This is a genomic window from Rhodoluna sp., assembly GCF_044239955.1.
Lineage (GTDB): Bacteria > Actinomycetota > Actinomycetes > Actinomycetales > Microbacteriaceae > Rhodoluna.
In genome coordinates this window covers 72,908-98,664 of the sequence record NZ_JBIIAL010000003.1, presented here as the reverse complement: position 1 = coordinate 98,664, position 25,757 = coordinate 72,908, and the positions used below count along the sequence as shown (strand labels likewise).

The following is a 25,757-nucleotide window of genomic DNA, read 5'->3' as shown; positions in this document are numbered from 1 at the left end:
TTTACTTCTTTCCCTTGGTTGGCAAGGTGATTCGCCCGGTGACTGTTCCAAGATCAGTGTCTTGGTGAGAACCAAGGTAAGCATCGATAACAGCTGGGTTCTTCATAACCTCATCCGCTGGACCTTCTGCAACTACTCGGCCCTCAGCCATAACTACAACCCAATCGGCGATGTGTCTAACCATGTGCATGTCGTGCTCGACAAACAATACGGTCATACCCTCGTTCTTTAGATTCAGAACGTGCTCAAGAAGTGACTGGGTTAGAGCAGGGTTCACTCCAGCCATCGGCTCATCCAGCATCACAAGAACTGGATCGGTCATCAAAGCTCGAGCCATTTCCAGTAGCTTGCGCTGCCCACCAGAGAGGCTGGCAGCAAAGTCGTCCTTCTTGGCGTCAAGCTTGAACCTCTTTAGAAGCTCTAGAGCTTTTTCTTCAATCTCCTGCTCTTTGGCCTTCCATAGGAACGGGAAGATTGAGAACATCAACTTCTCTCCACGCTGGTCCTTGGCACCGAGCTTCATGTTCTGCAAAACGGTAAGTAGGCTCAATGCCTTGGTGAGCTGGAAGGTGCGGACCTGACCCATCTGAGCCACCTTGAAAGCAGGAATACCCGCCAAGGACTTTCCTGCGAAGTTCCAAGTTCCGGTGTCTGGCTTATCAAAGCCAGTCAGCAAGTTAAACAGTGTTGTCTTGCCGGCACCATTAGGACCAATCAGGGCCGTTATGGCACCGCGAGGAATCTCTAGGTGCTCAACGTCAACGGCTACGAGCCCTCCGAATTTGCGTGAGACATTGTCCATGGTGATGATCGGATCTACTTTTGGTACACCTGGACGAATGGTTCCAACGTGCAATCCGGTGGTTTTAGCTGCGGGCTTTCCTGGCAGTTTTGCGCTACTACTTGACAAAGGTCAGCTCCTTTTTGTCTCCAAGGATTCCTTGAGGACGGTAGATGACAAGAAGCATTAGACCCACACCCACCAGGATGAACCTGATAGTCGAGGCCTGAATGCTACTAATAAATGGAAGCACTCCGCTGGAAACCAGCTGCGGTAGTACGTTCGATAGAAACGCTTGAAGAACCCAGAAGATAACTGCTCCGAGCACTGGGCCAAACACGGTTGCCGCCCCACCTAGAAGCAGTGCTGTCCAGACAAAGAATGTCAACGAAGTTACGTAGACGCCTGGGTTCACCGATGAAGGAAGAGCGTAAATGATTCCACCTAAGGAACCAAAAACTCCACCAATGATTAGTGCTTGCATTTTGTAGGCAAAAACGTTCTTTCCAAGTGCTCGAACGGCATCCTCGTCTTCGCGGATACCTTTGATGACTCGACCCCATGGGCTCTTCATAAGTAGTAGCAGCAAGAAGGCACAGATCGCCAGAGTGATCAGACCCAAGACCAGAACCCAGAACTCGATGTTGTTATAGGTCCAAGGGCCAAATCCATAGTCGCCTTCTGGGAATGGGTTGGCCGCTCTGAAGCTGTTGTGGTATCCAGATAGACCATCGGCGCTACCTGTTACATCAACAAAGGCGTTGGTAAGAAATAGCAGCCGAAGAATTTCCGCAGCAGCAATAGTCACAATAGCCAGGTAGTCGCCGCGAAGTCGCAGGGTCGGGATTCCAAGAATCAGTGAGAAGATAACCGAAGCAACCAAGCTAACTAGAATTCCCTGCCACCACTCAAAACCGAAGGTGAGAATCGAGATTGCGTAACCGTAAGCTCCGATGGCCATAAAGCCAGCGATACCAAAGTTTAGAAGTCCTGCGAAACCGAAGTGCATCGCAAGCCCTAGTGCGGCAAGAGCGAAGGCCATAGTGGCCGGGCTCAGAAGACCTTGAGCGGTGTTGGATAAAATTGCAGACCAGTCCATAGCTCTTTCCCTAACCTATTCGTTCTTTTCGACCCAGGATTCCCTGCGGTCTTACTAGCAAGATCACGATCAGAACGACCAACGCTCCTACGTACTTTAGATCCGAAGGGATCACGAGACTTGAGACCTCTACCAACAGACCCACTACCAAGGCGCCAAGCAGGGCACCAAAAGCAGTTCCGAGTCCACCCAAGGTAACCGCGGCAAAAATCAACAATAGGATCTGAGCCCCCATATCCCACTTGATACCTGGGCGGAAGTAAGCCCACAGCACACCAGCTAGACCAGCCAGTCCGGCTGCGACGATCCAAACAATCCTGATCACACGGTCAACATCGATACCGGAGGCCGCTGCTAGGTCTGGGTTGTCAGAAATAGCACGGGTAGCTTTTCCGGTTTGGGTGTTCATGAGCCACCAGGCAAATACGACGATCACAACAAGGCTCAAAACCATCGAAGCAATATCAATGACGCTTAGCGAAGTTGCTCCAAACAGCCTTATTTTCGGGGAGTCAAAGCCAGGAAGCTGGGTTGTTCCTCCTCCAACAAAGAATTGGAACAAGTATCGAACAGCAAGAGACAATCCAATTGACACAATCATCAGTTGAACAAGACCTAGGCCACGTCGTCTAAGCGGTCGCCACAGACCTGAATCCAGACCCCAACCCATCAGACCGCTGATTGCAACTGCAGCTGGAATTGCAATCCAAATTGGAAGCTCCAAGATGCCGCCGAGGAAAAATGCGGTGATGGCACCGAAGGTAACCATTTCGGCGTGGGCGAAGTTAGATAAACCAGTTGTTCCAAACACCAGTGAAAGGCCAACGGCAGCCAGACCAAGCATCAAACCAAAGTTCAAGCCATAAATGACTCTCGCAATTACTTGATCAAAAAGGCTGACGACAATTCGCTCACCAGCACCAATGAAGAAGTTCTTAGTTACGCTTCCCGAAGGCCCGATTTCAACGGTTTGTTCCGCTCCGCCTTCTTCTATAACCGCAATTCCGGAAGGCAGGGTCTCCTGGTCAAGAGTTACTGTGTAGCTCACTTCCTCAGGAACACCGATGTACCACTTACCTTCTGCGTCAGTGACAGTTTCAGCGGTGTAGCCACCACCGGAAACGACGATGCGAACGCCCTCTAGAGCGATTCCCTCATTTTTGACGTTTCCAACAATTTTGTACGGCAGGTCCGTGCCAACTTCGTCGGCGTGAGCACTGGTTGCAAAGAGGCCACCAAAGGTTATGGCAGTAACCATGGCCAGCATTAGCAGCCGAATCCAGCTTCTAGAACCTCGTTGGCTATTTGAGAGGATCAAGGTGCCTCCATGTCATTCCTGGGCATCGATGCCTCATCTAAGATTTACCCCAGTTTTCAGGGTTTACCAAAGAATAGCACTGTCTTTAGGCCTGAAAAAAAACTAGACTTGGGTAAAGAAGCTTCTGACCCCAATAGTTAGGTACAAAATGGCCCAGCCAGACCCCTTTGGCCTAGTTGGTCTGACCTACGACGACGTACTACTTCTTCCGGGTGAATCTGACGTGGTTCCCTCCCAAGTGAACACCAGAACCAAGGTCACCAAAAGAGTCGAAATCAACATCCCCCTTCTTTCCTCTGCCATGGACACCGTGACCGAGGCAAGGTTGGCAATTGCTATGGCCAGGCAGGGCGGAATTGGCGTCTTGCACCGCAACCTCTCTTTGGAAGACCAGGCCAGCCAGGTAGACCTAGTAAAGAGGTCTGAGGCTGGAATGATTACCCACCCGGTAACCATCGGCCCATTAGCCACAATTCAGGAAGTCGATGACCTATGCCGCAAGTACCGAGTTTCAGGTCTTCCAGTTATTGACGAAGACGGGCTACTTCTTGGCATTGTCACCAACCGAGACATGAGATTCGTGCTTGACGTGCAGCGAACTACAACACTGGTCAAAGACGTAATGACCCCGATGCCACTTGTTACCGCTCCGGTGGGAATTGTTCCAGACAAGGCAATTGCAATTTTTGCCCAGCACCGCATCGAAAAGCTTCCACTTGTTGACGAGCAGGGAAAACTTCGTGGACTAATAACAGTTAAGGACTTCGACAAGAGCGAAAAGTATCCGCTGGCTTCAAAAGACTCCAGCGGAAGATTGCTTGTTGCAGCAGCGGTTGGTGTTGGAACTGACGCTTGGGAGCGATCAATGGCACTTGTTGACACTGGAGTAGACATATTGGTTGTTGACACTGCTCACGGTCACAACAAAGCGGTTCTAGAAATGGTTAGAAAACTAAAGTCAGAACCGTTTGCAAAAAATGTTGACATTATTGGTGGCAACGTTGCAACTCGCGAAGGCGCACAAGCTTTAGTTGACGCAGGTGTTGATGGTGTCAAAGTTGGAGTTGGACCAGGATCGATTTGCACCACACGAGTGGTTGCTGGTGTTGGTGTGCCACAAATCACCGCCGTCTATCAAGCAAGTCTCGCTTGCAAGCCAGCTGGAGTTCCAGTTATCGCAGACGGTGGATTGCAGTTCTCGGGGGATATTCCAAAAGCGCTAGTTGCAGGAGCAAACGCCGTAATGATTGGTTCACTTTTGGCCGGAACCGACGAGGCCCCAGGCGAGATCACCTTCGTTGGAGGCAAGCAATACAAGACGTATAGAGGCATGGGATCCCTTGGAGCCATGCAGTCCAGAGGCGAAGCCCAGAGCTACTCAAAAGACCGCTACTTCCAGGACGACGTCCTTCGTGAGGACAAGCTTGTCCCAGAAGGCATCGAAGGGCAGGTGCCCTATCGCGGCTCGGTTGCGTCCGTGACCCACCAGCTAATTGGAGGCCTCAGAGCATCTATGGGATATGTTGGCGGTGGCACCATCGCTGAGCTTCAGCAAAAGGGAAAGTTTGTGCGCATCACTGCAGCGGGACTCAAAGAGTCACACCCGCACGATGTTCAGATGACTATTGAAGCCCCCAACTACGGAACTCGCTAGGAGAAATCTTCATGACCGAAATAGAAATCGGCAGAAACAAGCGCGCCAAGAGCGCCTATGCCTTTGATGACATCGCAATTGTTCCAACTAGAAGAACTCGTGATCCTAAAGATGTTTCAACCACCTGGTCAATTGATGCCTACCAATTTTCAATGCCAATTCTGGCAGCACCGATGGACTCTGTTGTTTCACCTGAGACGGCAATTGAAATTGGAAAACTTGGTGGACTGGGAGTTTTGGATCTTGAAGGTCTTTGGACTAGGTATGACAAACCTGAAAAACTTCTGGAAGAAATATCCAAGCTAAAAGATTCTGAAGCAACTGCAAGAATGCAACAGATCTATGCCGAGCCAATCAAGCCAGAACTGATTCGCGATCGCATCGCGCAGATTCGAGCTGGCGGTGTAACGGTGTCGGCAGCACTTTCACCGCAGCGCACCGCTCAGTTCAGCGATGTAGTTTTGAAAGCCGGCGTTGATCTATTTGTGATTCGCGGTAACACTGTTTCAGCTGAGCACGTTGCCAAAGATTCCGAGCCGCTTAATCTAAAGAAGTTTATCTACGAGCTGGATGTTCCAGTAATCGTTGGAGGAGTAGCGAACTACACCGCAGCCTTGCACCTGATGCGCACCGGAGCCGCTGGTGTCCTTGTTGGCTTCGGTGGCGGTGCTGCCTCCACTACCCGTGCCGTGCTTGGTATCCACGCCCCAATGGCCACCGCGGTAGCCGATGTTGCAGGGGCAAGGCGTGATTACATGGACGAGTCCGGTGGTCGCTATGTGCACGTGATAGCTGATGGGGGAATTGGAACCTCGGGAGATATCGTCAAGGCAATTGCCTGCGGAGCAGACGCGGTCATGATTGGATCGATTCTTGCCCGCTCCACCGATGCTCCAGGTCGCGGTTGGCACTGGGGACAAGAGGCCTTCCACCCAGAACTTCCTAGAGGACACAGAGTGCGCGTTGAGCAAACTGGATCCCTAAAGCAGATTCTCACCGGGCCTTCCTCTTTGGCCGATGGTGCTTCCAATATTGTTGGAGCGCTGGCTAGGTCGATGGCAACCACAGGTTATTCCGATCTAAAAGAATTCCAGCGCGTTGAAGTTGTAATTGCTCCTTACGTAAAGAGCTAATGACTAACCCGACCTGGTCTCAGGTAGCCAAAAGACCAAAGTGGATTGCCGGATTATTTCTTGCACTAGCGGTCGCAGCAGTATTTGCTCTTCTGGGGCAGTGGCAGTTAGAAAGATCTTTTACTGAAGTTAAACCAGAAGATCAATCTCAAGCACCATTGGTTCTAATTGAAACAGAAAAGCCTGGAGCACCGCTGACTGTATCAGCTGCTAACAAGAGAGTTAGCGCAAATATAATGCTTGACACCCAAAACGTTTTCATTGTTGCCAACCGCTTACAGCGAGCCAGCGGTGAAGTGATTTCTGGATACTGGGTGATTGCAAACTCAGGCGTGCTTCTTGAAGACGGGGATTCAACCGCGAGCTTGAGTGTTGGTATTGGCTTTGCAGAATCTCTATCGGCTGCGGAGTCTGCAAGATCAGAGTTGATGGAGTCAATCCAACCCCAAGCGTTTTTGGAGCAGATCGGAAGATATCTTCAAACCGAGGGGCCGGAAGCTCTGCCCGATCCCGCCAAGCCTTACTTGCTGCAAAGCTTCTCGCTTGCGCAGTTGGTGAATCTATATCAAGCACCTAGCGTTGAGAGTCTTGCGGGCTTCATGGTGCTAGAAGCAGAGCCAGGCTTTGGTCTAGAGCGCATAGTTATCGCCCCACCTGAAGCGGGCACTCAAGTGAATTGGCTGACCTTGTTTTACGCCTTGGAATGGGCACTGTTCGCTGGATTTGCAGTGTTTCTATGGTGGCGACTAGTCGAGGATCAACGGATCAGGGAAATACAAGACCGCGCGAGCACTGCAGATTAGCCGGAGTTTGCTTTAGGTAAACTTGGGTTATGTCTAGACCAATTCACCAACTTCAAGTCCCGGCCATTCGCTCTGCTTTGAAGCTTTATAAGGTCTCTTCTTTTATCACTGGAGTTTTCCTACTTCTTCTTATGGCCACCTGGGCACTTCGACGCCTTGAGAACGTGAGCTTTGGTGCCCTAATCGGTTACGACTTATGGATAGCGGGACCAAATGGTTTTATTACCGCAGAGCCTTACCTAAACGAGGGCGAAGGTATGCCAGAAACTGGCCTGAGCCTGACGGTTGCAATCTTGGTAGTTCACGGATGGCTTTATGTTTTGTACCTATTTGCTGATTTCAGGGTGTGGACTCTAATGCGTTGGAGCTTCGTACGCTTTTTGATTATTGCCGCAGGTGGCGTGGTTCCTTTTCTTTCTTTCTACACCGAGAAGCACTATGCCGTAATGGCTGAGAAGCAAATAGCGCAGTCACTTTCAGGAGCAAAAAATTAGTCGCCCAGTTTTAGTTGTTGACTTTGGGGCTCAGTACGCCCAACTAATTGCCAGACGCGTTCGCGAAGCCGGCGTGTATTCCGAAATTGTTCACCATAACGTAACTGCAGATGAGATTCGAGCCAAGAATCCATTGGCCATTATTTTGTCCGGAGGGCCATCAAGTGTTTACGAACCAGGATCACCAAATCTCGACGCCATGATTCTTGAACTTGGAATTCCAATACTTGGCATTTGCTACGGCTTTCAAACACTGGCGCAATTACTTGGCGGCCAAGTGGATAAAACAGGCAAGCGCGAATACGGAGCTACGAGCCTAAAAGTTTCTTCGGCTGGAGAAATACTTGCTGGCCAACCAGATTCTCAAATTTGCTGGATGAGTCACGGTGATCAGGTTGTTAAGGCCCCTGCTGGCTTTGAGGTTTTAGCATCGACAGAAACTACACCGGTGGCAGCCTTTGCTTCAGCCTCTAAAAAGATTTACGGAGTGCAGTGGCATCCAGAAGTTAAGCACTCTGATTTTGGACAGAACGTTCTAGAAAACTTCTTACACAACGCCGCCGGCATCACACCGGACTGGAATTCAAATAACGTTATCGCCGAGCAAGTAGAGAAGATCAAGAAGCAGGTGGGATCGGGTCGGGTTATTTGCGGCCTATCCGGCGGAGTGGACTCAGCTGTTGCAGCAGCCTTAGTTCACAAGGCAGTAGGCGACCAGCTGGTTGCGGTCTTTGTCGATCACGGTCTACTGCGTGAAGGCGAGGCCGAACAGGTTGAGCGTGACTACGTGGCCGCAACCGGAATCAGGCTTGTGACTATTAATGCACAGGAGAGATTCCTTAGCGCGCTTAGCGGGGTAACTGACCCAGAGACCAAGAGAAAAATTATTGGCCGCGAGTTCATTCGTGCTTTTGAGGAAGCTCAAGCAGATCTTATGAAAGAGGCAAGTAGCGCCAACCAAGAGATCAAGTTCTTGGTCCAGGGAACTCTGTACCCAGATGTAGTTGAATCTGGCGGCGGCGCTACCGCCGGTATTAAATCCCACCACAACGTTGGCGGATTGCCAGAGGATTTAAAGTTTGAACTCGTTGAACCACTTAGAACTTTGTTCAAAGACGAAGTTCGTGAAATTGGCAGGCAGCTAGGACTTCCAGAGCCAATTGTTCAAAGACAACCTTTCCCAGGTCCCGGCCTTGGAATTCGAATTGTCGGTGAAGTAACAAAGGAAAGACTTGACCTACTTCGCAAAGCGGATGCGATTGTTAGAGCCGAACTAACCGCTGCTGGATTAGATAGTGAAATTTGGCAGTGTCCAGTTGTTTTGCTAGCTGATGTTCGATCCGTAGGAGTGCAAGGCGATGGCAGAAGCTATGGTCACCCGATTGTCTTGCGACCAGTTTCGAGCGAGGATGCAATGACCGCCGACTGGACCAGAGTTCCTTACGATTTGTTGGCGAGAATCTCAAACCGAATTACCAACGAAGTTGAAGGTGTTAACCGCGTTGTGCTCGATGTGACTTCAAAACCACCTGGCACCATCGAGTGGGAGTAGTTTCTTGAAGCCGCTAGTTTTTGGTCATCGTGGTGCCAGCGGTTACAGACCTGAAAACACACTTGAAGCTTTTGAACTTGCCATCCAACAAGGATCTGACGGAGTGGAGTGTGATCTAGTTCCAACCAAAGACGGTGAGCTAATCATTCGTCACGAGAACTGGCTCAACGGAACTACCAACGTGGCTTCGGTGGCAAAGTTCCAAGGAACGCAGTCAACTGGTTATTCTGATGGACTAACCGAAACTGGCTGGTTCAGCGAGGATTACAACTTTGCAGAGCTCGCAGAGCTTCGAGCAATTGAACGAGTGCCAGATACTCGCCCAGGCAGTGCCAAATTTGATGGTCAATTCTTGATTCCAACAATTGATGATCTTCTGGCAGTTGATTTTATGAATGGCAAGACCTTGGTTATTGAAATTAAGCACGGCATGCACTTTATGGAAAACGGCATCAACATGGCAACAATCCTCGCTAGCAAGCTAGATAGCTCTGACTGGAAAGAGCGCGGAATCTCAATCGTCATCGAGACCTTCGATGAAAAGATGCTCGAGCATCTCAAAGACGCCTGTGGGTCAGATAAGAAGTATGTTTTCTTGACTGAGCTGGACCGGCTTCCAAAGGGCTCAACACGCATGTCCAGGGATTATCTGGATTCACTTGCTTCGCGTTTTGATGGCATCAGCGTTGATCTGGCTCTCGCTTTAGATCTTGATTCAACTGGCAATCACACAATTGACAACGGCCTAATTGACGAGGCAAAAGCTGCTGGGTTGATGATTTATGGCTGGACCCTAAGAGCCGAAGATTCCAAAGCCAGCGTGGATGAGTACTTTGGCAAAGTAGCAGAAACTGGTCTGCAGGGCATATTCGTTGATCAGCCCGACCTTCTTCGTCAAATTGTCGATGGTCTGGCTTAGGCTTAGGCGGTCATGAATCTACATCTGCTCGAGGGTCTCAATGCTCAGCAGGTGGCGGCTGTCACAGACCGTGGACCAGCACTGCTAATTGTTGCCGGAGCGGGCTCTGGAAAAACCAAAGTTCTTACGCACCGAATAGCGCATCTTCTTGCCAACAAAGAAGCTTGGCCTTCGCAAATTCTTGCAATCACATTTACCAATAAAGCTGCGAATGAAATGAAGGAGCGAGTTCACTCGCTACTTGGCAATGTTGCGGATGGAATGTGGATAAAGACTTTTCACTCCGCCTGTCTGCAAATTCTTCGAAGAGAGGCCAGCAAACTCGGTCACGATGCTAATTTTTCTGTCTACGACACTGGAGACACCAAAGCCCTCATCAAGCGCCTGATTCGTGAATCAGGCAGCGACATCGAAGGACTCAAACCGCAAACAGTTGCCGCCAGAATTTCGAACGCCAAGAACGAACTCAAAGACGCTGATGACTTCTATTCTCTGATTGACTCCTCAAACCCCAAAGACCGCGCCATTGCTGAAATCTTTACTCAGTACCAGGCCGCACTGCGCAAAAACAACGCTTTTGACTTTGATGACCTGATCGCCGAAACCGTATACCTGTTTCGCTCGTTTCCGGACATTGCCGCTCAGTATCAAAGGCGCTTCAGGCATGTTCTGGTGGACGAGTATCAAGACACCAACCACGCCCAGTACTCCCTGATCAGGGAACTAACCAAGCCCATAGCCGACCTACATAACGAGCCCGATCCCAATACCGGTGAGCTCGCCGGGCCATCCGCTATCACCGTGGTTGGAGACTCAGACCAGTCCATCTACGCCTTCCGGGGGGCAGATATGCGAAACATTGCTGAATTTGCCAAGGACTTTCCTGGGTCGAAAACGATTCTGCTGGAGCAAAATTATCGTTCCACTCAGAACATTCTTTCGGCCGCTAACGCAGTAATCTCCAAAAACTTTGATCGACCAGAAAAGAATCTTTGGAGCGATGCAGGAGATGGCGAAAAAATTATCTCCTTTACTGGTTTAGATGAAAGAGGCGAAGCCGCTTACATTGTCGATCAGATCCAAGATTTGCGTAAACAAGGAAATGCTTATCGAGACATGGCGGTGCTTTATCGAACCAACGCTCTGTCACCGTCCCTGGAAGCGGAGCTCAAGAGCCAGCGAGTTCCATATATGGTTATCGGTGGCCTTAAGTTCTACGAACGCAAGGAAATCAAGGACGCTCTTGCTTACCTCACGGCAATTGCAAACCCTAGAAACGATGAAGCGGTTCGAAGAATTCTAAACGAGCCATCTAGGGGAATCGGTGAGAAGACCGAACTAAAAATTGCCGAACTTGCCAGAAGAGATGAAAGCTCTTTCCGCCAAGCCCTACTCAAGACCGACTCGCTAGGCCTTGGCCCTAAACTAACTGCGGCACTCAATGGCTTCTCCAAATTGTTGAACGACCTGGACGCAATGAGCGTCGAAGCAAAGATGCCAGATGTTTTATCTGCAGCGCTAAATCTTTCTGGCTACCGCGCAAATCTGGAAGATAGTCGTGACCCGCAAGATGAAGCCAGGGTAGATAACCTTGACGCTTTGATCGGACAGGTTTTTGAATACCAAAGGCAGTATCCAGACGCAACCATAGCTGAGTATCTAGCGGACATCGCACTTGCTGCTGCAGCGGACGAGATTGACGATGACTCGGGAAGTATTTCCTTGATGACACTGCATACTGCCAAAGGTTTGGAGTATGACGTGATTTTCCTGGTAGGTCTGGAGCAGGGAACCTTGCCTCACATTCGATCCTTTGATGAGCCCGGTGGTGTTGCCGAAGAAAGAAGACTTTTATATGTCGGTATGACTCGGGCCAAGCAGAAGCTGTATCTGAGTTCTGCTTTACAAAGAACGCTGTTTGGCTCAACTACCGCTTTCTTGCCAAGTAGCTTCCTTGGGGACATCCCAATTGAGCTCATTCAATCGGAAGGGGCCACAAGGGCCTCGGCGGGAACCATAACTGGCGGTTATCGCGGTATGGCTCCGAGTGCGACACCGCCCAAGGCCAGAACTGAGATTGCTGGAGCTATAACGCAGGTGCGAGATAACGGCTCGCTTCAGCTAGAAATTGGAGACCGAATCCAGCACCTGGATTATGGCCAAGGGGTAGTCACTGAACTAAGAGGTGAGGGAGCTAGGCAGGTAGCCCAGGTTAATTTTGATTCCGGTGCCACAAAATCACTCGTGGTAAAGATAGCTCCCATCGAAAAGCTCTAAACTTGGGGTTTGGGCCATTGGCCATTTGATCAATCTGAAAAGAGTTCTAAGTTGGATTTATTTGAGTATCAAGCGCGCGATCTTTTCGAGAAATACCAGGTTCCTGTTCTAAAGGGACTTATCGCGGACACCCCAGAGCAAGCCCAGAAGGCCGCCGAGCAAATCGGTGGAACTGTGGTTGTCAAAGCTCAGGTAAAAATTGGAGGTCGCGGCAAGGCCGGCGGCGTTAAGGTTGCGCACTCACCCGAAGAAGCTAAACAAGCTGCTGAAAAGATTCTTGGACTTGATATCAAAGGGCATGTTGTAAAAAGAGTAATGATCGCCGAAGGCGCAAAAATCGCCAAAGAATTTTACTTCTCAGTACTACTGGACCGATCCAACCGGACCTTCCTTGCCCTTTGCTCAGTAGAAGGTGGAATGGATATTGAACAGCTTGCCGAAGAAAGACCTGAGGCGCTCGCCAAGGTCCCAATTGACGCAGTCAAGGGAATCGATCTAGCCAAGGCTCTGGAAATTGCCAAACTAGGCGGTTTCGATGATGAGCTTGCCGCCAAGGTCGCTCCGGTTTTTGTAAAGCTTTATGAAGTTTTCAAAAAAGAAGACACCACTTTGGTAGAAGTGAACCCATTGGTCTTGTCTGAAGACGGTCAGATCATTGCCCTAGATGGCAAGGTCACCCTTGATGACAACGCTGAGTTCCGTCACGAGAGAGAGCAAATGGAGCGTGACGAGCTAGATCCTCTGGAGGCCAAGGCCAAGCAGATGGATCTGAACTACGTCAAATTAGACGGCGAGGTTGGAATCATCGGAAACGGTGCCGGCCTTGTTATGTCCACTCTGGATGTAGTTGCATACGCGGGAGCTCGCCACGGCGGGGTAAAGCCAGCAAACTTTCTTGATATCGGAGGTGGTGCGTCAGCTGAAGTTATGGCTGCCGGACTGGATGTCATCTTGAACGACCCACAGGTAAAAAGCGTTTTTGTAAACGTGTTTGGGGGTATCACAGCTTGTGACGCGGTTGCTAACGGAATTGTTGGAGCCCTAGACACCCTTGGTTCCAAGGCTTCGAAGCCGCTGGTTGTTCGCCTTGATGGCAACAACGTAAACGAGGGCAGAAAAATTCTGGCGGATGCTAATCACCCGCTTGTGACAGTAGTTGAAACCATGGACGAGGCAGCCGATAAGGCAGCCGAGCTCGCTAGCAAGTAAGGGAAAGTAAGAATTTAGATGGCAATTTTTCTAAACGAGAACTCAAAAATCATCGTCCAAGGTATGACCGGATCTGAAGGCATGAAACACACCAGAAGAATGCTAGCTGGCGGATCAAACATTGTTGGTGGAGTTAACCCGCGCAAGGCTGGCGAGAGCGTTGATGTTGACGGTAAGTTACTTCCTGTTTTTGGAACTGTAGCCGAAGCCATGCAAGAAACCGGGGCCAACGTCAGCGTTATCTTCGTTCCACCAGCTTTTGCAAAAGCCGCGATGTTTGAAGCTATCGACGCGAAGATCGAACTTGCTGTTGTTATTACGGAGGGAATCCCAGTTCACGACTCCGCAGAGGCTTGGGCACACAACGTTTCCAAGGGTCTAAAAACTCGCATGATTGGTCCTAACTGCCCAGGAATTATTAGCCCGGAAAAATCAAACGCTGGGATCACACCATCGGATATCACAGGTAGTGGTCCAATTGGTTTGGTGTCCAAGTCTGGAACTTTGACTTACCAAATGATGTTTGAGCTAAGAGATATTGGAATGTCAACCGCCATTGGAATCGGTGGTGACCCAGTTATTGGAACCACACACATTGACGCTTTAGAAGCATTCCAGAACGATCCAGAAACTAAGGCCATCGTTTTGATTGGTGAGATTGGTGGCGACTCTGAAGAAAAAGCCGCCGAATACATTAAGCAAAATGTCACTAAGCCAGTAGTTGCCTACGTTGCAGGATTTACAGCCCCCGAAGGTAAGACCATGGGTCACGCCGGGGCAATTGTTTCGGGAAGCGCAGGAACTGCACAGGCCAAGAAGGAAGCCTTCGAAGCAGTTGGTGTCAAAGTTGGTAAAACTCCTAGCGAGACTGCCGCGCTAATGCGCGAGGTAATTAGCTCTCTTTAGAGATCTTTTGAGCCGTGAATAAAAGACAGACCTTCTTTATCGCAGCTATAGAAGCCGCGATACTGGTGGCCATCAGCTTAAGCCTGATTCTTGTTCCTCTTACTCTGGTTTGGTTTTTAGAAAACAATCCCGAGGTTGACTGGCTAGTTGCGTTTAGGGCTGCATCAGATTTCTGGTTACTTTCTCACGGCACTGGGCTAGTGGTTCCTGAGGGTGAGATCCTCGGCATTTTGGTACCGGCATTTGTGGTAACTCTTGTTCCACTTGGAATGACAATTTGGCTGGCTCGTTCTTTTTACAACGCTGGAAAGAGATTTATTGCGGCCAGGGCACTCTGGCCAGGATGGCTTGGTGGATCTTTGGTTTACGGCGCCTCCGCACTGGGCATTAGCACAGCAGCATATGACAGCGCCATTTACCCAATTGCTTGGCAAGGTGTTTTCTTCCCAACCATCTTGTTTTTTGTTTTTCAAGTGCTTGGGTCATTATTTGGTCAACCAAATGAAATCTTTGAAGGCGACATTCTCGACCAGGCTCCCGAGCGTGACCGAGTGCGTCGGGCACTAAGTTCTTTTCGCCTAAAGCTCCACTGGAGCGTCCGCTCAATAATGGGACCAGCTTTTAGAGCAGGGACTGCCATCACCGTGATGCTATTGATGGTTTCGGCATTTATCATTGCCGTGCTGATTGCAATGAGCTGGATAGATATCACAAGGCTCTACGAGAGTGTTCAAGTGAGCATTCTTGGCGCAGTGGTGCTAACTATTGGACAGTTAGCTCTAATACCAAACTTGGTGATCTATGGAGCTTCCTGGCTCACCGGGGTTGGTTTTTCAATTGGGGCAGGTTCACTTATCTCTCCTCTTGGATCTCAAGTCGGCCCACTTCCGGCCATTCCAATTCTTGGAGCGCTACCGGTTGGTCAGTTGGAATTTGGAATGGTCTCAATTGCGGTTGTTTTGCTGGCAGCATTTATCGCAACGCTTTCGATTCGAAAATCCGCCGATGAAATCAGATTCGAGTTTGCAAAATCCTGGACTGCAGCTTTATCGCTCGGACTCTCGATTGCTTTTGTGACAGCTTCTCAAATGGGCCTACTGGCCTTGATTGCCTCCGGTAGCGCCGGACCCGGAAGGCTATCTCAGGTGGGTGTCTCACCATGGGTGTTGGCGTTAGTTGTCTTCGCTGAGGTCGGTTTGGTTTCCACCCTGGCTGCTTTCTTCAGCGCTAGACCTACAGCGGACAAGCCGGGTAACTCTAAAAAGGTAGGCTAACCCCATGCTTTCAGTTGTTGTTTTGATATCTGGTTCAGGATCAAACCTGCTAGCGCTGCTGGAAGCAACAAAGAATCCGCTCTTTCCAGCCAGAGTTTTGGCAGTTGGATCCGATAAGCCAGCCTCGGGTCTTGAACACGCAGACCTATATGGCGTTCCGACCTTTGTTGTCGAAGAAAAGCATTTTGCTAACCGGGACAAATGGGCGGAGAAGCTCGGAGAGAACATATCGCATCTTGATCCAGACCTGATTGTTCTTGCGGGCTTTATGAAAGTACTGCCTGAATCTTTTGTTGCAAAGTTTTCTCCGCGAATAATTAACATCCACCCAGCCCTGTTACCAAGTTTTCCTGGAGCTCATGCCGTAAGAGATGCTTTAGCTGCCGGTGCCAGAGAAACCGGAGCAACTGTTCATATTGTTGACGAAGGAGTCGACACTGGTCCAATCCTGGCCCAAGAGGCCGTAACTGTTTTCCCGGCTGATGACGAGAAAACATTGCACGAGCGCATCAAGCTAGTTGAGCACAAGCTTTTGATTGAAACTGTCAAGTTTTTGGCCAGCAAGCAACTAGAGCCAAGTCAGCTCGGCTAGGGGTAGCTTTGAATACCAAATACACCGCAGCCGATTACCTTCACTTCGATAAAGTCCCAATTAAACGCGCTTTGATTTCGGTTTCAGATAAATCAGGTCTAGTAGCACTAGCAAAAGCTCTTGCCGCTAGTGGTGTCGAGATTGTTTCGACCGGTTCAACTGCAAAAACAATCTCCGAGGCAAAGATTCCCGTAACAGAAGTGTCTGCGGTAACTGGCTTCCAAGAAACCTTAGATGGCAGAGTCAAGACACTTCATCCAGCTATTCACGCTGGGTTACTTGCAGATCTTCGGCTAACCGGTCACCGAAGTGAGTTAGAAAAACTCGGCGTTAGTGCTTTCCAGCTTTTGGTTGTGAATCTGTACCCATTTGTCGAAGCAATTGCCAATGGGGCAAGCGGTGAGTCAGCCATTGACCAGATCGATATCGGTGGTCCTGCGATGGTCCGCGCTGCGGCTAAAAATCACGCCAATGTTGCGGTTGTTGTGGATCCAGCAAATTACAAAGACATCATCGCTGCAACCGCTAACGGCGGCACTTCTTTGGCGCAGCGCAAGCAACTAGCCCTGCAGGCATTTACACACACCGCCAAATACGACACAGCTGTTTCCAACTGGATGGCCGGCGCGCTAGATGATGGCTGGAAAAGCGATTCCAGCTCGAAAGATGCTGACGCGGGTAAGAACCCTGGATTCGAGCCACAGCTTACAATCAAGGCTTCTTTGGCGAATGTTTTGCGGTATGGAGAAAATTCGCACCAAGCAGCTGCCCTTTACAAAATAGATGGCCTCGACAAGTCCCTGGGTATTGCCCAAGCTAAGCAATTTGGCGGCAAAGAAATGTCATACAACAATTTTGTTGATGCCGATGCTGCCATGCGAGCCGCATTTGACTTTGATGAGCCAGCGGTTGCAATTGTCAAGCATGCAAATCCCTGCGGAATTGCAATTGGCGCTGCAAGTTCCGATGATGCCATCGCCGACGCTCACGCGAAGGCCTATGTTTGTGATTCAGTGTCAGCTTTTGGTGGAGTGATTGCAGCAAACCGTATTGTTACTTTAAAGATGGCTTCCCAGGTTGCTGAGATATTTACGGAAGTTATTGTCGCGCCTGGGTATGAGACAGAGGCGTTATCGCTTTTACTTTCCAAAAAGAACTTGAGAGTGTTGCAACTTCCACCAAGCTATAGCGCTCCTACAAAAGAACTCAAGCAAATTTCTGGCGGTTTTCTGCTTCAAGAGTCCGACAGTTTCAAGAACTTTTCTGATCAAAACTGGAAATTGGTTTCGGGAAACAACGCAGATGCTCAAACTCGCTCCGATCTAGCATTTGCCTGGCGAGCGGTTAGATCAGTTAAATCAAACGCCATACTACTGGCCCAAGAAGGCGCATCGGTTGGAATTGGAATGGGTCAAGTAAACAGGCTGGACTCTTGTGAACTAGCGGTTTCTAGGGCAGCTAGCCGAGTAAAGGGTTCAGTTGCAGCAAGCGACGCATTCTTCCCTTTTGCAGATGGACTTGAGGTGTTGATCAGGGCTGGCGTCAAAGCGATTGTCCAACCGGGGGGCTCTGTTAAAGATGAAGATGTGATTCGCGCAGCCCAAGATGCCGGCATCACGATGTATTTCACCGGAGAACGCCACTTCTTTCACTAGTTGAGTGTGAAGTTCTCTTCGGGGTGGTAGCCTATAAGGCTGCCTCAAAAAGGCATGTTATTACCGAGGATTTATGAAGCAAGACAAAACCATCGCGACCCTGTTGCGAATTTTCCCCTACGCGAAAAAAGCCCTCCCTCGAATTGTGCTTGGTATCTTCGCGGCCGTCGCGGCAAGCTTGTTCGCTCTCGCGATTCCTCAGCTACTGAGGTCCTTGTTTGACAGCCTTGATAGCTCTGGAACCCTAGACACTCTTTACTTTTTTGTCTTTCTAGTTTTTCTTATGGGTACCTTGGAAGCTGCCATGGTGCTTCTTCGCCGCTGGCTGGTACTAACCCCGGGAACATTTGTTGAGGCTGGGCTGCGTTCAACTCTTTACAGGAAACTTCAAGACCTTCCAGTTAGCTTCCATGATCGCTGGCCTTCCGGCCAGCTTCTTTCCAGAGCCACTCAGGATCTGAGCTTGATTCGCCGCTGGCTATCTTTTGGTGTTGTTCTTTTGTTTGCTAACGGACTAACAATTGTTGTTGGCCTTGCAATCTTGTTTACTTTTCACTGGCTACTGGGTCTCATTTTCTTTTTGATCTCGATTCCAATCTGGATTCAGGGATATCGCTTTGAGGCAAAGTATGGACAGATTGCAAGGCTCTCACAGGACCAAGCAGGAGATCTGGCAACTTCAGTGGAAGAGTCAGTCCACGGTATTCGCGTTCTCAAAGCCTTCGGTCGCGGTGATCATGCGGCTCGCAAGTTTGCAGCAGAAGCTAAAGGTCTCAGATCAACCGAGCTTAAAAAAGCCGGACTGATTGCAAACATCTGGGTCTATTTGCTGCTGATTCCTGAAACAGCGGTAGCTGCATCAATGCTGGTTGGTGTTTTCCTGGTTGCCGAGGGCAGCTTCACAATTGGTGGTTTAGTGGCATTTTTTGCCACGGCGACGGTTTTGCGTTGGCCAACCGAATCAATTGGATTCCTACTCTCAATGACCCTAGATGCCAAGACTGCTATTCAGCGTTTTTTTGAGGTTATCGACGAGCCGGTGCTTATCAAGGATCCAGAAGTTGCAAAGACGATTAGTTCACCAGAGGGTCGCTTGGAATTCAAGAATGTTCACTTCCGCTACCCAGACAGCAAGCCAGATCAGCAAGATCTATTGCGCGGTGTTGACCTTGTTTTAGAGCCGGGGGAATCTGTTGCCCTAATTGGTGTAACCGGCTGCGGCAAGAGCACATTAACTGCCCTAACCACCAGGCTGTATGAAGTATCTTCAGGCTCAATCGAATTGGATGGCGTCGACATCAGATCACTAACAAGAGTTGAGCTACGCTCACACATCGCCATGGCTTTTGAAGATGCCACCTTGTTCTCAGCGTCGGTTAGAGACAACGTCTTGCTTGGAAGACCTGATTCCACAGAAGAAGAATTGAAAGAAGCGCTCTCTATCGCTCAGGCTGACTTTGTGTATGAACTACCAGAGGGTCTTGATACCAAGATTGGCGAAGAAGGACTTTCTTTATCTGGGGGACAGCGTCAACGTCTTGCTCTAGCAAGAGCGGTTGCTGCCAAGCCCTCGGTATTAGTTTTGGATGATCCGCTGTCAGCTTTGGATGTTGACACCGAAGCACTTGTTGAGTCAGCGCTTAGAAGAGTTTTGAAGAAAACGACGGCTTTAATTGTGGCTCACAGGCCTTCCACGGTGCAGCTAGCAGATCGAGTCGCACTTATGCAAGATGGCAAAATTGTTGCAGTTGGTAAACACAGTGATCTTTTGGCAACCAACGATCACTACCGATATGTAATTTCGTCACTCGACGCGGCCGGTAAGCAAATCGAGGTGAGCGAATGAGCATGCAAGGAGTTGCTGGCGAAGACAAGATCCAGCTAAGTAAAGAAGAATCGCAGCAGGTGAAGCTTCGCTCTAGAAAACTTTTATTCTCACTTATCTATCCAGTTCGCGGACGACTACTGCTAAGTCTTTTGATTGTGATTTTGTCCCAGGCCCTTAGAGTGGCAGGACCAGCACTTATTGCACTCAGCATTGACTGGGCTTTGCCAGCCGCGCTAAAGGCTGACACCACACCACTGTTCTTGGTAGTCGGTGGCTACCTATTTGCCGCCGTTGCCACCGCTTCGCTAATTAGCTGGTTCCTAAGGTACGCGGCCAAGCTAAGCCAAGATGTTTTGTTGGATCTAAGGCAGCGCATATTTGTTCACACCCAGAAGCTGTCTCTAGAGTTCCATGAGAAATACACCTCGGGGCGCGTAATCTCCCGTCAAACTAGCGATCTAGACGCCATCAAAGAGCTTCTAGATACCGGTGGCAACGAGATGATTGTTGGAATCTTGTACATGCTGTTTACCGCAACTGCGCTGGTGTTTCTAGATCTACCAAGTTTTGCAATTCTTGCAATTAGCTGGATTCCGCTATATTTTTTGACCAGATGGTTCCAAGTCAACTCGAAACTGATGTTCCGAGAGTCCAGGATTTCATCGGCCAAGTTAATTGTTTACTTTGTTGAGACCATGACTGGAATCCGTGCAGTAAAGGCTTTCCGCAAGGAGAAAAGAAACCAGGGCGAGTATGAAACTTTGGTTGAAAAGTACCGGCACATCAACGCCAAGGTAATCCAGCTATTTGGAATCTTTGACCCGGCGCTAATCATGATTGGAAACATCTCTGTTGCAATTATTTTGCTCTGGGGTGGTGTTCGAGTTCTAGAGGGCTCTTTGGGTCTGGGTGTTTTGATTGCAGCAATCTTGTATGCCAGAAGGTTTTACGACCCGATGGAAGATCTTGCTATGTTCTATAACTCCTATCAGTCAGCTAACTCTGCCCTAGAGAAAATCTCTGGTGTCCTAGAGGAGAGACCTTCGGTTCCAGAAACAACTAAACCAGTCGCGCTATCAAACGCCAAGGGTGAACTTATCTTTGACAAGGTAGGTTTCCATTACTCAAATGGTGTTGAAGTGATTCCAGAGTTTTCCTTGACCGTTCCTGCCGGTCAAACTATCGCTTTGGTTGGAACAACCGGTGCCGGTAAATCAACCATTGCGAAGCTGATTTCACGTTTCTACGACCCGACTTCAGGAACGCTAACTCTAGATGGCGTCGACGTTCGGGATTTGTCGGCTAAGGACCTGAGGCGATCGGTAGTAATGGTTACCCAGGAGGCTTACCTGTTCTCTGGATCGGTAGCGGACAACATCGCCCTTGGGAAACCCGACGCTACTCCCGAAGAAATTGAGCAGGCTGCCAAAGCCGTCGGAGCGCATGAGTTTATTCTTGCTTTGCCGGAAGGGTACTCAACCGATGTCAATAAGCGAGGTGGTCGTGTAAGTGCTGGTCAAAGGCAGCTAATCTCCTTTGCACGGGCATTCATTGCTAATCCAGCTGTGTTGATTTTGGACGAAGCGACGAGCTCGCTAGACATTCCTTCCGAGCGACTTGTTCAGCATGGACTAAAGACCCTGCTGGCAGATCGAACCGCAATAATCATCGCGCACCGATTATCAACAGTCTCGATAGCAGATCGGGTGCTTGTTATGGAGAAAGGAAGAGTTATTGAAGACGACTCTCCAAAGAATTTGATTTCAGGATCTGGAAAGTTCTCCAAAATGCACAAGGCATGGCGAGATTCCCTGGTTTAGCGGGGAAAAAGATTTTTCAAGATTTCGGTAGTCTAGAAGAGCTTTAGGGCTCACAGAAAGAAAGAGTAATAAATGGAAAAGATCAAAGTTGTTGGCAAAGTAGTCGATCTAGATGGCGACGAGATGACTCGCATCATCTGGCAAAACATTAAAGATTCACTCATTCTTCCCTTCTTGGATGTGGAGTTGGACTACTTCGATCTTTCAATTGAAAATCGTGACGCAACCGACGATCAAGTGACCGTCGATGCTGCCCATGCAATCAAGCAGCATGGTGTCGGTGTCAAGTGTGCGACGATTACTCCCGATGAGGCCAGAGTTAAAGAGTTTGGTTTAAAAAAGATGTGGAAATCACCCAACGGAACTATCCGAAACATTCTCGATGGCGTTGTCTTCAGAGAGCCGATCATTATCTCCAACGTTCCAAGACTGGTTCCTGGTTGGACCAAACCGATTGTTATCGGTCGTCACGCCCACGGTGATCAGTACAAAGCAACTGACATAAAGATCCCGGGCAAGGGAACCGTCACCATGACTTACACTCCAGAATCTGGTGAAGCCCAGACCTGGACAATCGCAGATTACCCCGCATCCGGTGGTGTTGCGATGGGTATGTATAACTACATGGACTCAATTCGTGACTTCGCGAGAGCCTCCTTCAACTACGGGTTGGCAAGGACTTACCCGGTCTACCTATCCACCAAGAACACAATCTTGAAAGCCTACGACGGCGCCTTCAAAGACGCTTTCCAAGAAGTATTTGACGCCGAGTATGCAGACAGGTTCAAAGCAGCAGGAATTACGTACGAACACCGTCTAATCGATGACATGGTCGCCGCGTCTTTGAAGTGGGAAGGTGGCTACGTCTGGGCCTGCAAGAACTACGACGGTGACGTTCAGTCCGACACAGTAGCTCAGGGCTTTGGATCTCTTGGTCTCATGACCTCGGTTCTAACTACCCCAGATGCCAAGACAGCTTTGGCTGAAGCGGCTCACGGAACGGTTACTCGTCACTACCGCCAACACCAGGCAGGTCAAAAGACATCGACTAATCCGATTGCCTCTATCTACGCTTGGACCAGAGGTCTGATGCACCGTGCCAAATTGGATGGAACTCCAGAGGTTCAGAAATTTGCTGAGAGTCTAGAAGATGTCGTAATCAAGACTGTTGAGTCTGGAAAAATGACAAAGGACCTCGCAGCTCTGGTAGGTCCAAACCAGGCGTACCAAACAACCGAAGAGTTTATGCAGTCGTTAGCAGAAAATTTGCAACAGCGTCTGAAGTAATCCACATTGTGTAAAACCCCTGACTGAAATCGGTCAGGGGTTTTACATTTGCGGGATGAAAAAATTAAAGTACTCTTCGATAACCGCGACCTTATTGGCAATTGGAATTACGGCAGGAACATTCGGTGTGATACCGGCAAGCGCAACCTACGTTGAAAGTTGCTACGAGCAAAACTGCACTATTTGGTTTTCCCACACTGGTGAGATTCAAACTTGGCACCCTCCGATAAACGCGCGCAATATGACATTTCAAGTCTCTGGTGGTCAGGGTGGAAAGAGTGGTGGCCAGGGTGGTCGGGTTACCGGAACTTTGACCCAGATCCCTTCCACTTTGTATATCGCGGTAGCGGGAGCTGGAATAACTGGGCAATCGGCGGCCGGTGGTTTCAACGGTGGGGGCCAAGCTGGATCGGGTTCAAATAATGAAGGATCCGGCGGCGGCTCAAGTGATATCCGCTTAGGCACCAACGTTGAATCAAGAATTGTTGTTGCCGGAGGAGGTGGTGGTCGCGGAGCTGGAATCACCCCAACCCCTAGCCCGGGCGGAGGTATCTTCGCTGCTGCTGGGAAAGATGGCCAGGGACAAGGTGGTGGAGGCGGTTCACAAACTTCTGGTGGATACGGGGGAGCAGCTAACGGAACAGGAACCTCAGGTGCAGCTGGTTCGCTACTTACCGGTGGAACCGGTGGTTCTAGCAACCTCTACGGAGGTGGCGGTGGAGGCGGTGGCTACTTTGGAGGAGGCGGTGGCGGCTCCGATACTGACAGCTCAGGTAATGATGCGGGAGCTGGTGGAGGTGGATCCTCTTTTGCAGATCCTTACTACACATCTAATGTCACACACTTTACTGGAGTAAAAAGCGGCCACGGAATGGTCATGATTGAGTACCAATTGGTTCCACTATTTCAATCGATTGGCTCTGAAACACAACTAACAAATTCTTCCGTTGTAGATTTTCAAATTGAACTTAGTGACCCATTCCCAAACTTTTCCGCCAGTCACATCGAAATAGTCGGTGATCCAGGCACCTGTCAAACCGGAACCCTCAGTGGTAGTGGAACATCTCTTCTTTACACAGTGACAGATTGCGTAGATGGTCAAGTGGGTATCTCAATTCCCGCAAACTCAATAGCCGCACAAGGGTATTCCGGTCCCGAGACGACTCAGAGTTCAGCCATGGTATTTGTAGATCGAACTGCGCCTGAAGTACTAGAAATCACACAACAAGATTCAGAGTTGATAATTCCAATTACCGAACCCGTGTTGCAACCTGAAACCGATAGCTATAGCTTCACAAGCTCAAAAAGTGCTTGCCAGCTTGACTCTGTTACTGCTAGCAGTGATCAAACATGGCTAGCAGCACTGATTGGCTGCGAGGGTTCAAGTTTTACCTTTACAATCCTTGCCAATTCGGTTGCAGATTTAGCTGGGAACACAGGCCCCGCAGCGGACAGCTCTTTTGCGGTTGCGGTTCCAGAGCCAGCTGCTTTAGCCTTGCCGCCAGTGATCCCCAGCTCGCCAAACCCTTCAAGTTTCTTGGGGGCACCTGCCAGAGAGCGGTTGGCTCCCGAGGTAACGCTGGAAAATCTACCCAGTGAGGACTCTGAAGTTACTCAATCCCCGACTCAAAGGTCGCAAGCTGCTCAATCTATTATCACCGCCTCGACCACTTCCGATCCCGTGAACTCGAGTCTGAGCTGGACCGTTGGTCTAGTTATTGCAGGGGTCTTGCTCCTGGCGGCTGGGCTCACCTTGAGGCGAAGAGGCATTTCCGATCTGGTAGTTGGTTAGGTGGTCGAGGCTTCGACCACCCCCAACGGTCTCAAACATCGGCTCTGGTAAGCTACTAAAAACAAGGAGCCCCGATTGACTACCAGTAGCCAACTGTCTAATTTTTCTAAGCCGCTTTCTGAGACCGATCCAGAAATTGCTGCTGTATTGCAGCAGGAGCTTGATCGCCAAAGGCATACATTGGAAATGATTGCCAGTGAGAACTTTGTCTCAAGAGGAATCTTAGAAGCTCAGGGTTCGGTTCTTACCAATAAGTACGCTGAAGGCTATCCGGGTAAGAGGTATTACGGTGGTTGCGAAGTTGTTGACGTTGCGGAAGAGCTAGCCCGCACTCGAGCCAAAGAACTCTTTGGGGCAGAGCACGCAAACGTCCAGCCACATTCTGGAGCCACCGCTAACGCAGCTCTGATGATGGCTCTTGCAAAACCAGGCGATCGTATTTTGGGTCTTGAGCTGGCTCACGGTGGCCACTTAACTCATGGAATGAAGCTTAATTTTTCTGGTCAGACCTACGAGCCACACGCTTATGGACTAAACCCAGAAACAAATTTGATTGATATGGAAATTGTTCGAGCACGTGCGCTTGAAACCAAACCAAAGGTTCTGATTGCTGGTTGGTCTGCTTACTCAAGACACCTAGATTTCGCTGCGTTCCGCTCAATTGCTGATGAAGTTGGGGCGAAGCTATGGGTGGACATGGCTCACTTTGCCGGCCTAGTTGCTGCAGGATTACACCCATCGCCAGTTCCTTATGCTGATGTTGTTTCAACCACTGTTCACAAAACCCTTGGCGGACCAAGATCCGGTTTGATTCTTTGCAAGGAAGAGTATGCCAAGAAAATTGACATGGGAGTTTTCCCTGGTCAGCAGGGTGGACCGCTGATGCACGTCATTGCTGCCAAAGCCGTGGCTTTCAAGGCCGCGATGAGCCCAGAGTTCAAGGAGCGCCAGCAGCGCACAATCGAGGGAGCAGGAATTATCGCTGAGCGTCTGGTTCAGCCAGATGTTAAAGCAAACGGAGTTTCCATATTAACCGGTGGAACCGATGTTCACTTGGTTTTGGTTGATCTTCGTAATGCCCCAATCGATGGAAAAGAAACTGAAAATCTGCTTCACGATGCAGGTATAACCGTGAACCGAAACTCTGTCCCGAACGACCCAAGACCACCAATGGTGACCTCTGGTGTTCGAATTGGAACCCCAGCTCTTGCCACACGCGGATTCGGTGCAACCGAGTTCACCGAGGTTGCGGAGATCATCGCTCAGGTATTGCTTCCAAACCCAGACACCCAAGCTCTAAAAGCTAGAGTGCGGGTGCTGACCGAGAAGTTCCCACTTTATTCCGGCCTAGAGAACTGGTAGCA

Annotated in this window: 20 protein-coding genes; 17 read left to right on the top strand and 3 right to left on the bottom strand. The window is 49.7% G+C overall.

Annotated features, from left to right (window positions below; genetic code table 11):
* Position 1 precedes the first annotated feature (1 nt).
* Genes AC9UFE_RS02500 through AC9UFE_RS02490 form a run of 3 tightly spaced genes read right to left on the bottom strand, consistent with a single transcriptional unit; the run spans position 2 to position 3,147 of the window.
* On the bottom strand, positions 2 to 889 hold the full coding sequence (locus AC9UFE_RS02500; protein WP_509545425.1) for an ABC transporter ATP-binding protein: 888 nt from the start codon (positions 887 to 889) through the stop codon (positions 2 to 4).
* Positions 890 to 899: 10 nt separating this feature from the next.
* A complete protein-coding gene (locus AC9UFE_RS02495) occupies positions 900 to 1,880 on the bottom strand; it encodes a branched-chain amino acid ABC transporter permease (RefSeq protein WP_509545401.1) in 981 nt (326 codons plus the stop codon).
* Between the two features lie 10 nt (positions 1,881 to 1,890).
* Positions 1,891 to 3,147, bottom strand: coding sequence for a branched-chain amino acid ABC transporter permease (locus AC9UFE_RS02490; protein WP_509545400.1), 1,257 nt, complete (start codon positions 3,145 to 3,147; stop codon positions 1,891 to 1,893).
* Between the two features lie 199 nt (positions 3,148 to 3,346).
* Between AC9UFE_RS02490 and guaB the strand changes: the two genes are divergently transcribed.
* The 17 genes from guaB (at position 3,347) to glyA (ending at position 25,755) form a co-directional block, all read left to right on the top strand.
* Complete coding sequence (guaB, locus tag AC9UFE_RS02485; protein ID WP_509545399.1) at positions 3,347 to 4,852, top strand: IMP dehydrogenase; 1,506 nt, start codon at positions 3,347 to 3,349, stop codon at positions 4,850 to 4,852.
* Positions 4,853 to 4,863: 11 nt separating this feature from the next.
* Positions 4,864 to 5,985, top strand: a complete 1,122-nt coding sequence (locus AC9UFE_RS02480) for a GuaB3 family IMP dehydrogenase-related protein (RefSeq protein ID WP_509545398.1) — start codon at positions 4,864 to 4,866, stop codon at positions 5,983 to 5,985.
* Entirely contained in the window at positions 5,985 to 6,788 is an 804-nt protein-coding gene (locus AC9UFE_RS02475) for an SURF1 family cytochrome oxidase biogenesis protein (protein ID WP_509545397.1), read from the top strand. The genes AC9UFE_RS02480 and AC9UFE_RS02475 overlap by 1 nt, the downstream gene beginning before the upstream one ends.
* A 29-nt stretch (positions 6,789 to 6,817) precedes the next feature.
* On the top strand, positions 6,818 to 7,282 hold the full coding sequence (locus AC9UFE_RS02470; protein WP_509545396.1) for a DUF3817 domain-containing protein: 465 nt from the start codon (positions 6,818 to 6,820) through the stop codon (positions 7,280 to 7,282).
* On the top strand, positions 7,278 to 8,834 hold the full coding sequence (guaA, locus tag AC9UFE_RS02465) for a glutamine-hydrolyzing GMP synthase (protein ID WP_509545424.1): 1,557 nt from the start codon (positions 7,278 to 7,280) through the stop codon (positions 8,832 to 8,834). The genes AC9UFE_RS02470 and guaA overlap by 5 nt, the downstream gene beginning before the upstream one ends.
* 4 nt (positions 8,835 to 8,838) lie before the next feature.
* The gene (locus tag AC9UFE_RS02460) at positions 8,839 to 9,753 is read left to right on the top strand and encodes a glycerophosphodiester phosphodiesterase family protein (RefSeq protein WP_509545395.1); all 915 of its coding nucleotides are present in this window, start codon (positions 8,839 to 8,841) and stop codon (positions 9,751 to 9,753) included.
* 12 nt (positions 9,754 to 9,765) lie between these two features.
* Complete coding sequence (locus tag AC9UFE_RS02455) at positions 9,766 to 12,030, top strand: ATP-dependent helicase (RefSeq protein WP_509545394.1); 2,265 nt, start codon at positions 9,766 to 9,768, stop codon at positions 12,028 to 12,030.
* A 51-nt stretch (positions 12,031 to 12,081) separates the two neighbouring features.
* Positions 12,082 to 13,239 (top strand): ADP-forming succinate--CoA ligase subunit beta, encoded by a 1,158-nt coding sequence (sucC, locus tag AC9UFE_RS02450; RefSeq protein WP_509545423.1) that lies wholly within the window; start codon positions 12,082 to 12,084, stop codon positions 13,237 to 13,239.
* A gap of 18 nt (positions 13,240 to 13,257) precedes the next feature.
* Entirely contained in the window at positions 13,258 to 14,145 is an 888-nt protein-coding gene (gene sucD, locus AC9UFE_RS02445) for a succinate--CoA ligase subunit alpha (protein WP_509545393.1), read from the top strand.
* Between the two features lie 14 nt (positions 14,146 to 14,159).
* Positions 14,160 to 15,419, top strand: a complete 1,260-nt coding sequence (locus AC9UFE_RS02440; RefSeq protein ID WP_509545392.1) for a cell division protein PerM — start codon at positions 14,160 to 14,162, stop codon at positions 15,417 to 15,419.
* 4 nt (positions 15,420 to 15,423) lie between these two features.
* Positions 15,424 to 16,011: a phosphoribosylglycinamide formyltransferase gene (purN, locus tag AC9UFE_RS02435; protein ID WP_509545391.1), complete on the top strand. Its 588-nt coding sequence runs from the start codon at positions 15,424 to 15,426 to the stop codon at positions 16,009 to 16,011.
* Positions 16,012 to 16,019: 8 nt separating this feature from the next.
* Positions 16,020 to 17,666 (top strand): bifunctional phosphoribosylaminoimidazolecarboxamide formyltransferase/IMP cyclohydrolase, encoded by a 1,647-nt coding sequence (gene purH / locus AC9UFE_RS02430; RefSeq protein WP_509545390.1) that lies wholly within the window; start codon positions 16,020 to 16,022, stop codon positions 17,664 to 17,666.
* A 73-nt stretch (positions 17,667 to 17,739) separates the two neighbouring features.
* Positions 17,740 to 19,512, top strand: coding sequence for an ABC transporter ATP-binding protein (locus tag AC9UFE_RS02425; RefSeq protein WP_509545389.1), 1,773 nt, complete (start codon positions 17,740 to 17,742; stop codon positions 19,510 to 19,512).
* Positions 19,509 to 21,314, top strand: a complete 1,806-nt coding sequence (locus tag AC9UFE_RS02420; protein ID WP_509545388.1) for an ABC transporter ATP-binding protein — start codon at positions 19,509 to 19,511, stop codon at positions 21,312 to 21,314. Before AC9UFE_RS02425 ends, AC9UFE_RS02420 begins: the two co-directional genes overlap by 4 nt.
* 72 nt (positions 21,315 to 21,386) lie before the next feature.
* The gene (locus AC9UFE_RS02415; protein WP_509545387.1) at positions 21,387 to 22,601 is read left to right on the top strand and encodes an NADP-dependent isocitrate dehydrogenase; all 1,215 of its coding nucleotides are present in this window, start codon (positions 21,387 to 21,389) and stop codon (positions 22,599 to 22,601) included.
* Positions 22,602 to 22,656: 55 nt separating this feature from the next.
* A complete protein-coding gene (locus tag AC9UFE_RS02410) occupies positions 22,657 to 24,393 on the top strand; it encodes a glycine-rich protein (protein WP_509545386.1) in 1,737 nt (578 codons plus the stop codon).
* A 75-nt stretch (positions 24,394 to 24,468) separates the two neighbouring features.
* Complete coding sequence (glyA, locus tag AC9UFE_RS02405; protein ID WP_509545385.1) at positions 24,469 to 25,755, top strand: serine hydroxymethyltransferase; 1,287 nt, start codon at positions 24,469 to 24,471, stop codon at positions 25,753 to 25,755.
* Positions 25,756 to 25,757 lie beyond the last annotated feature (2 nt).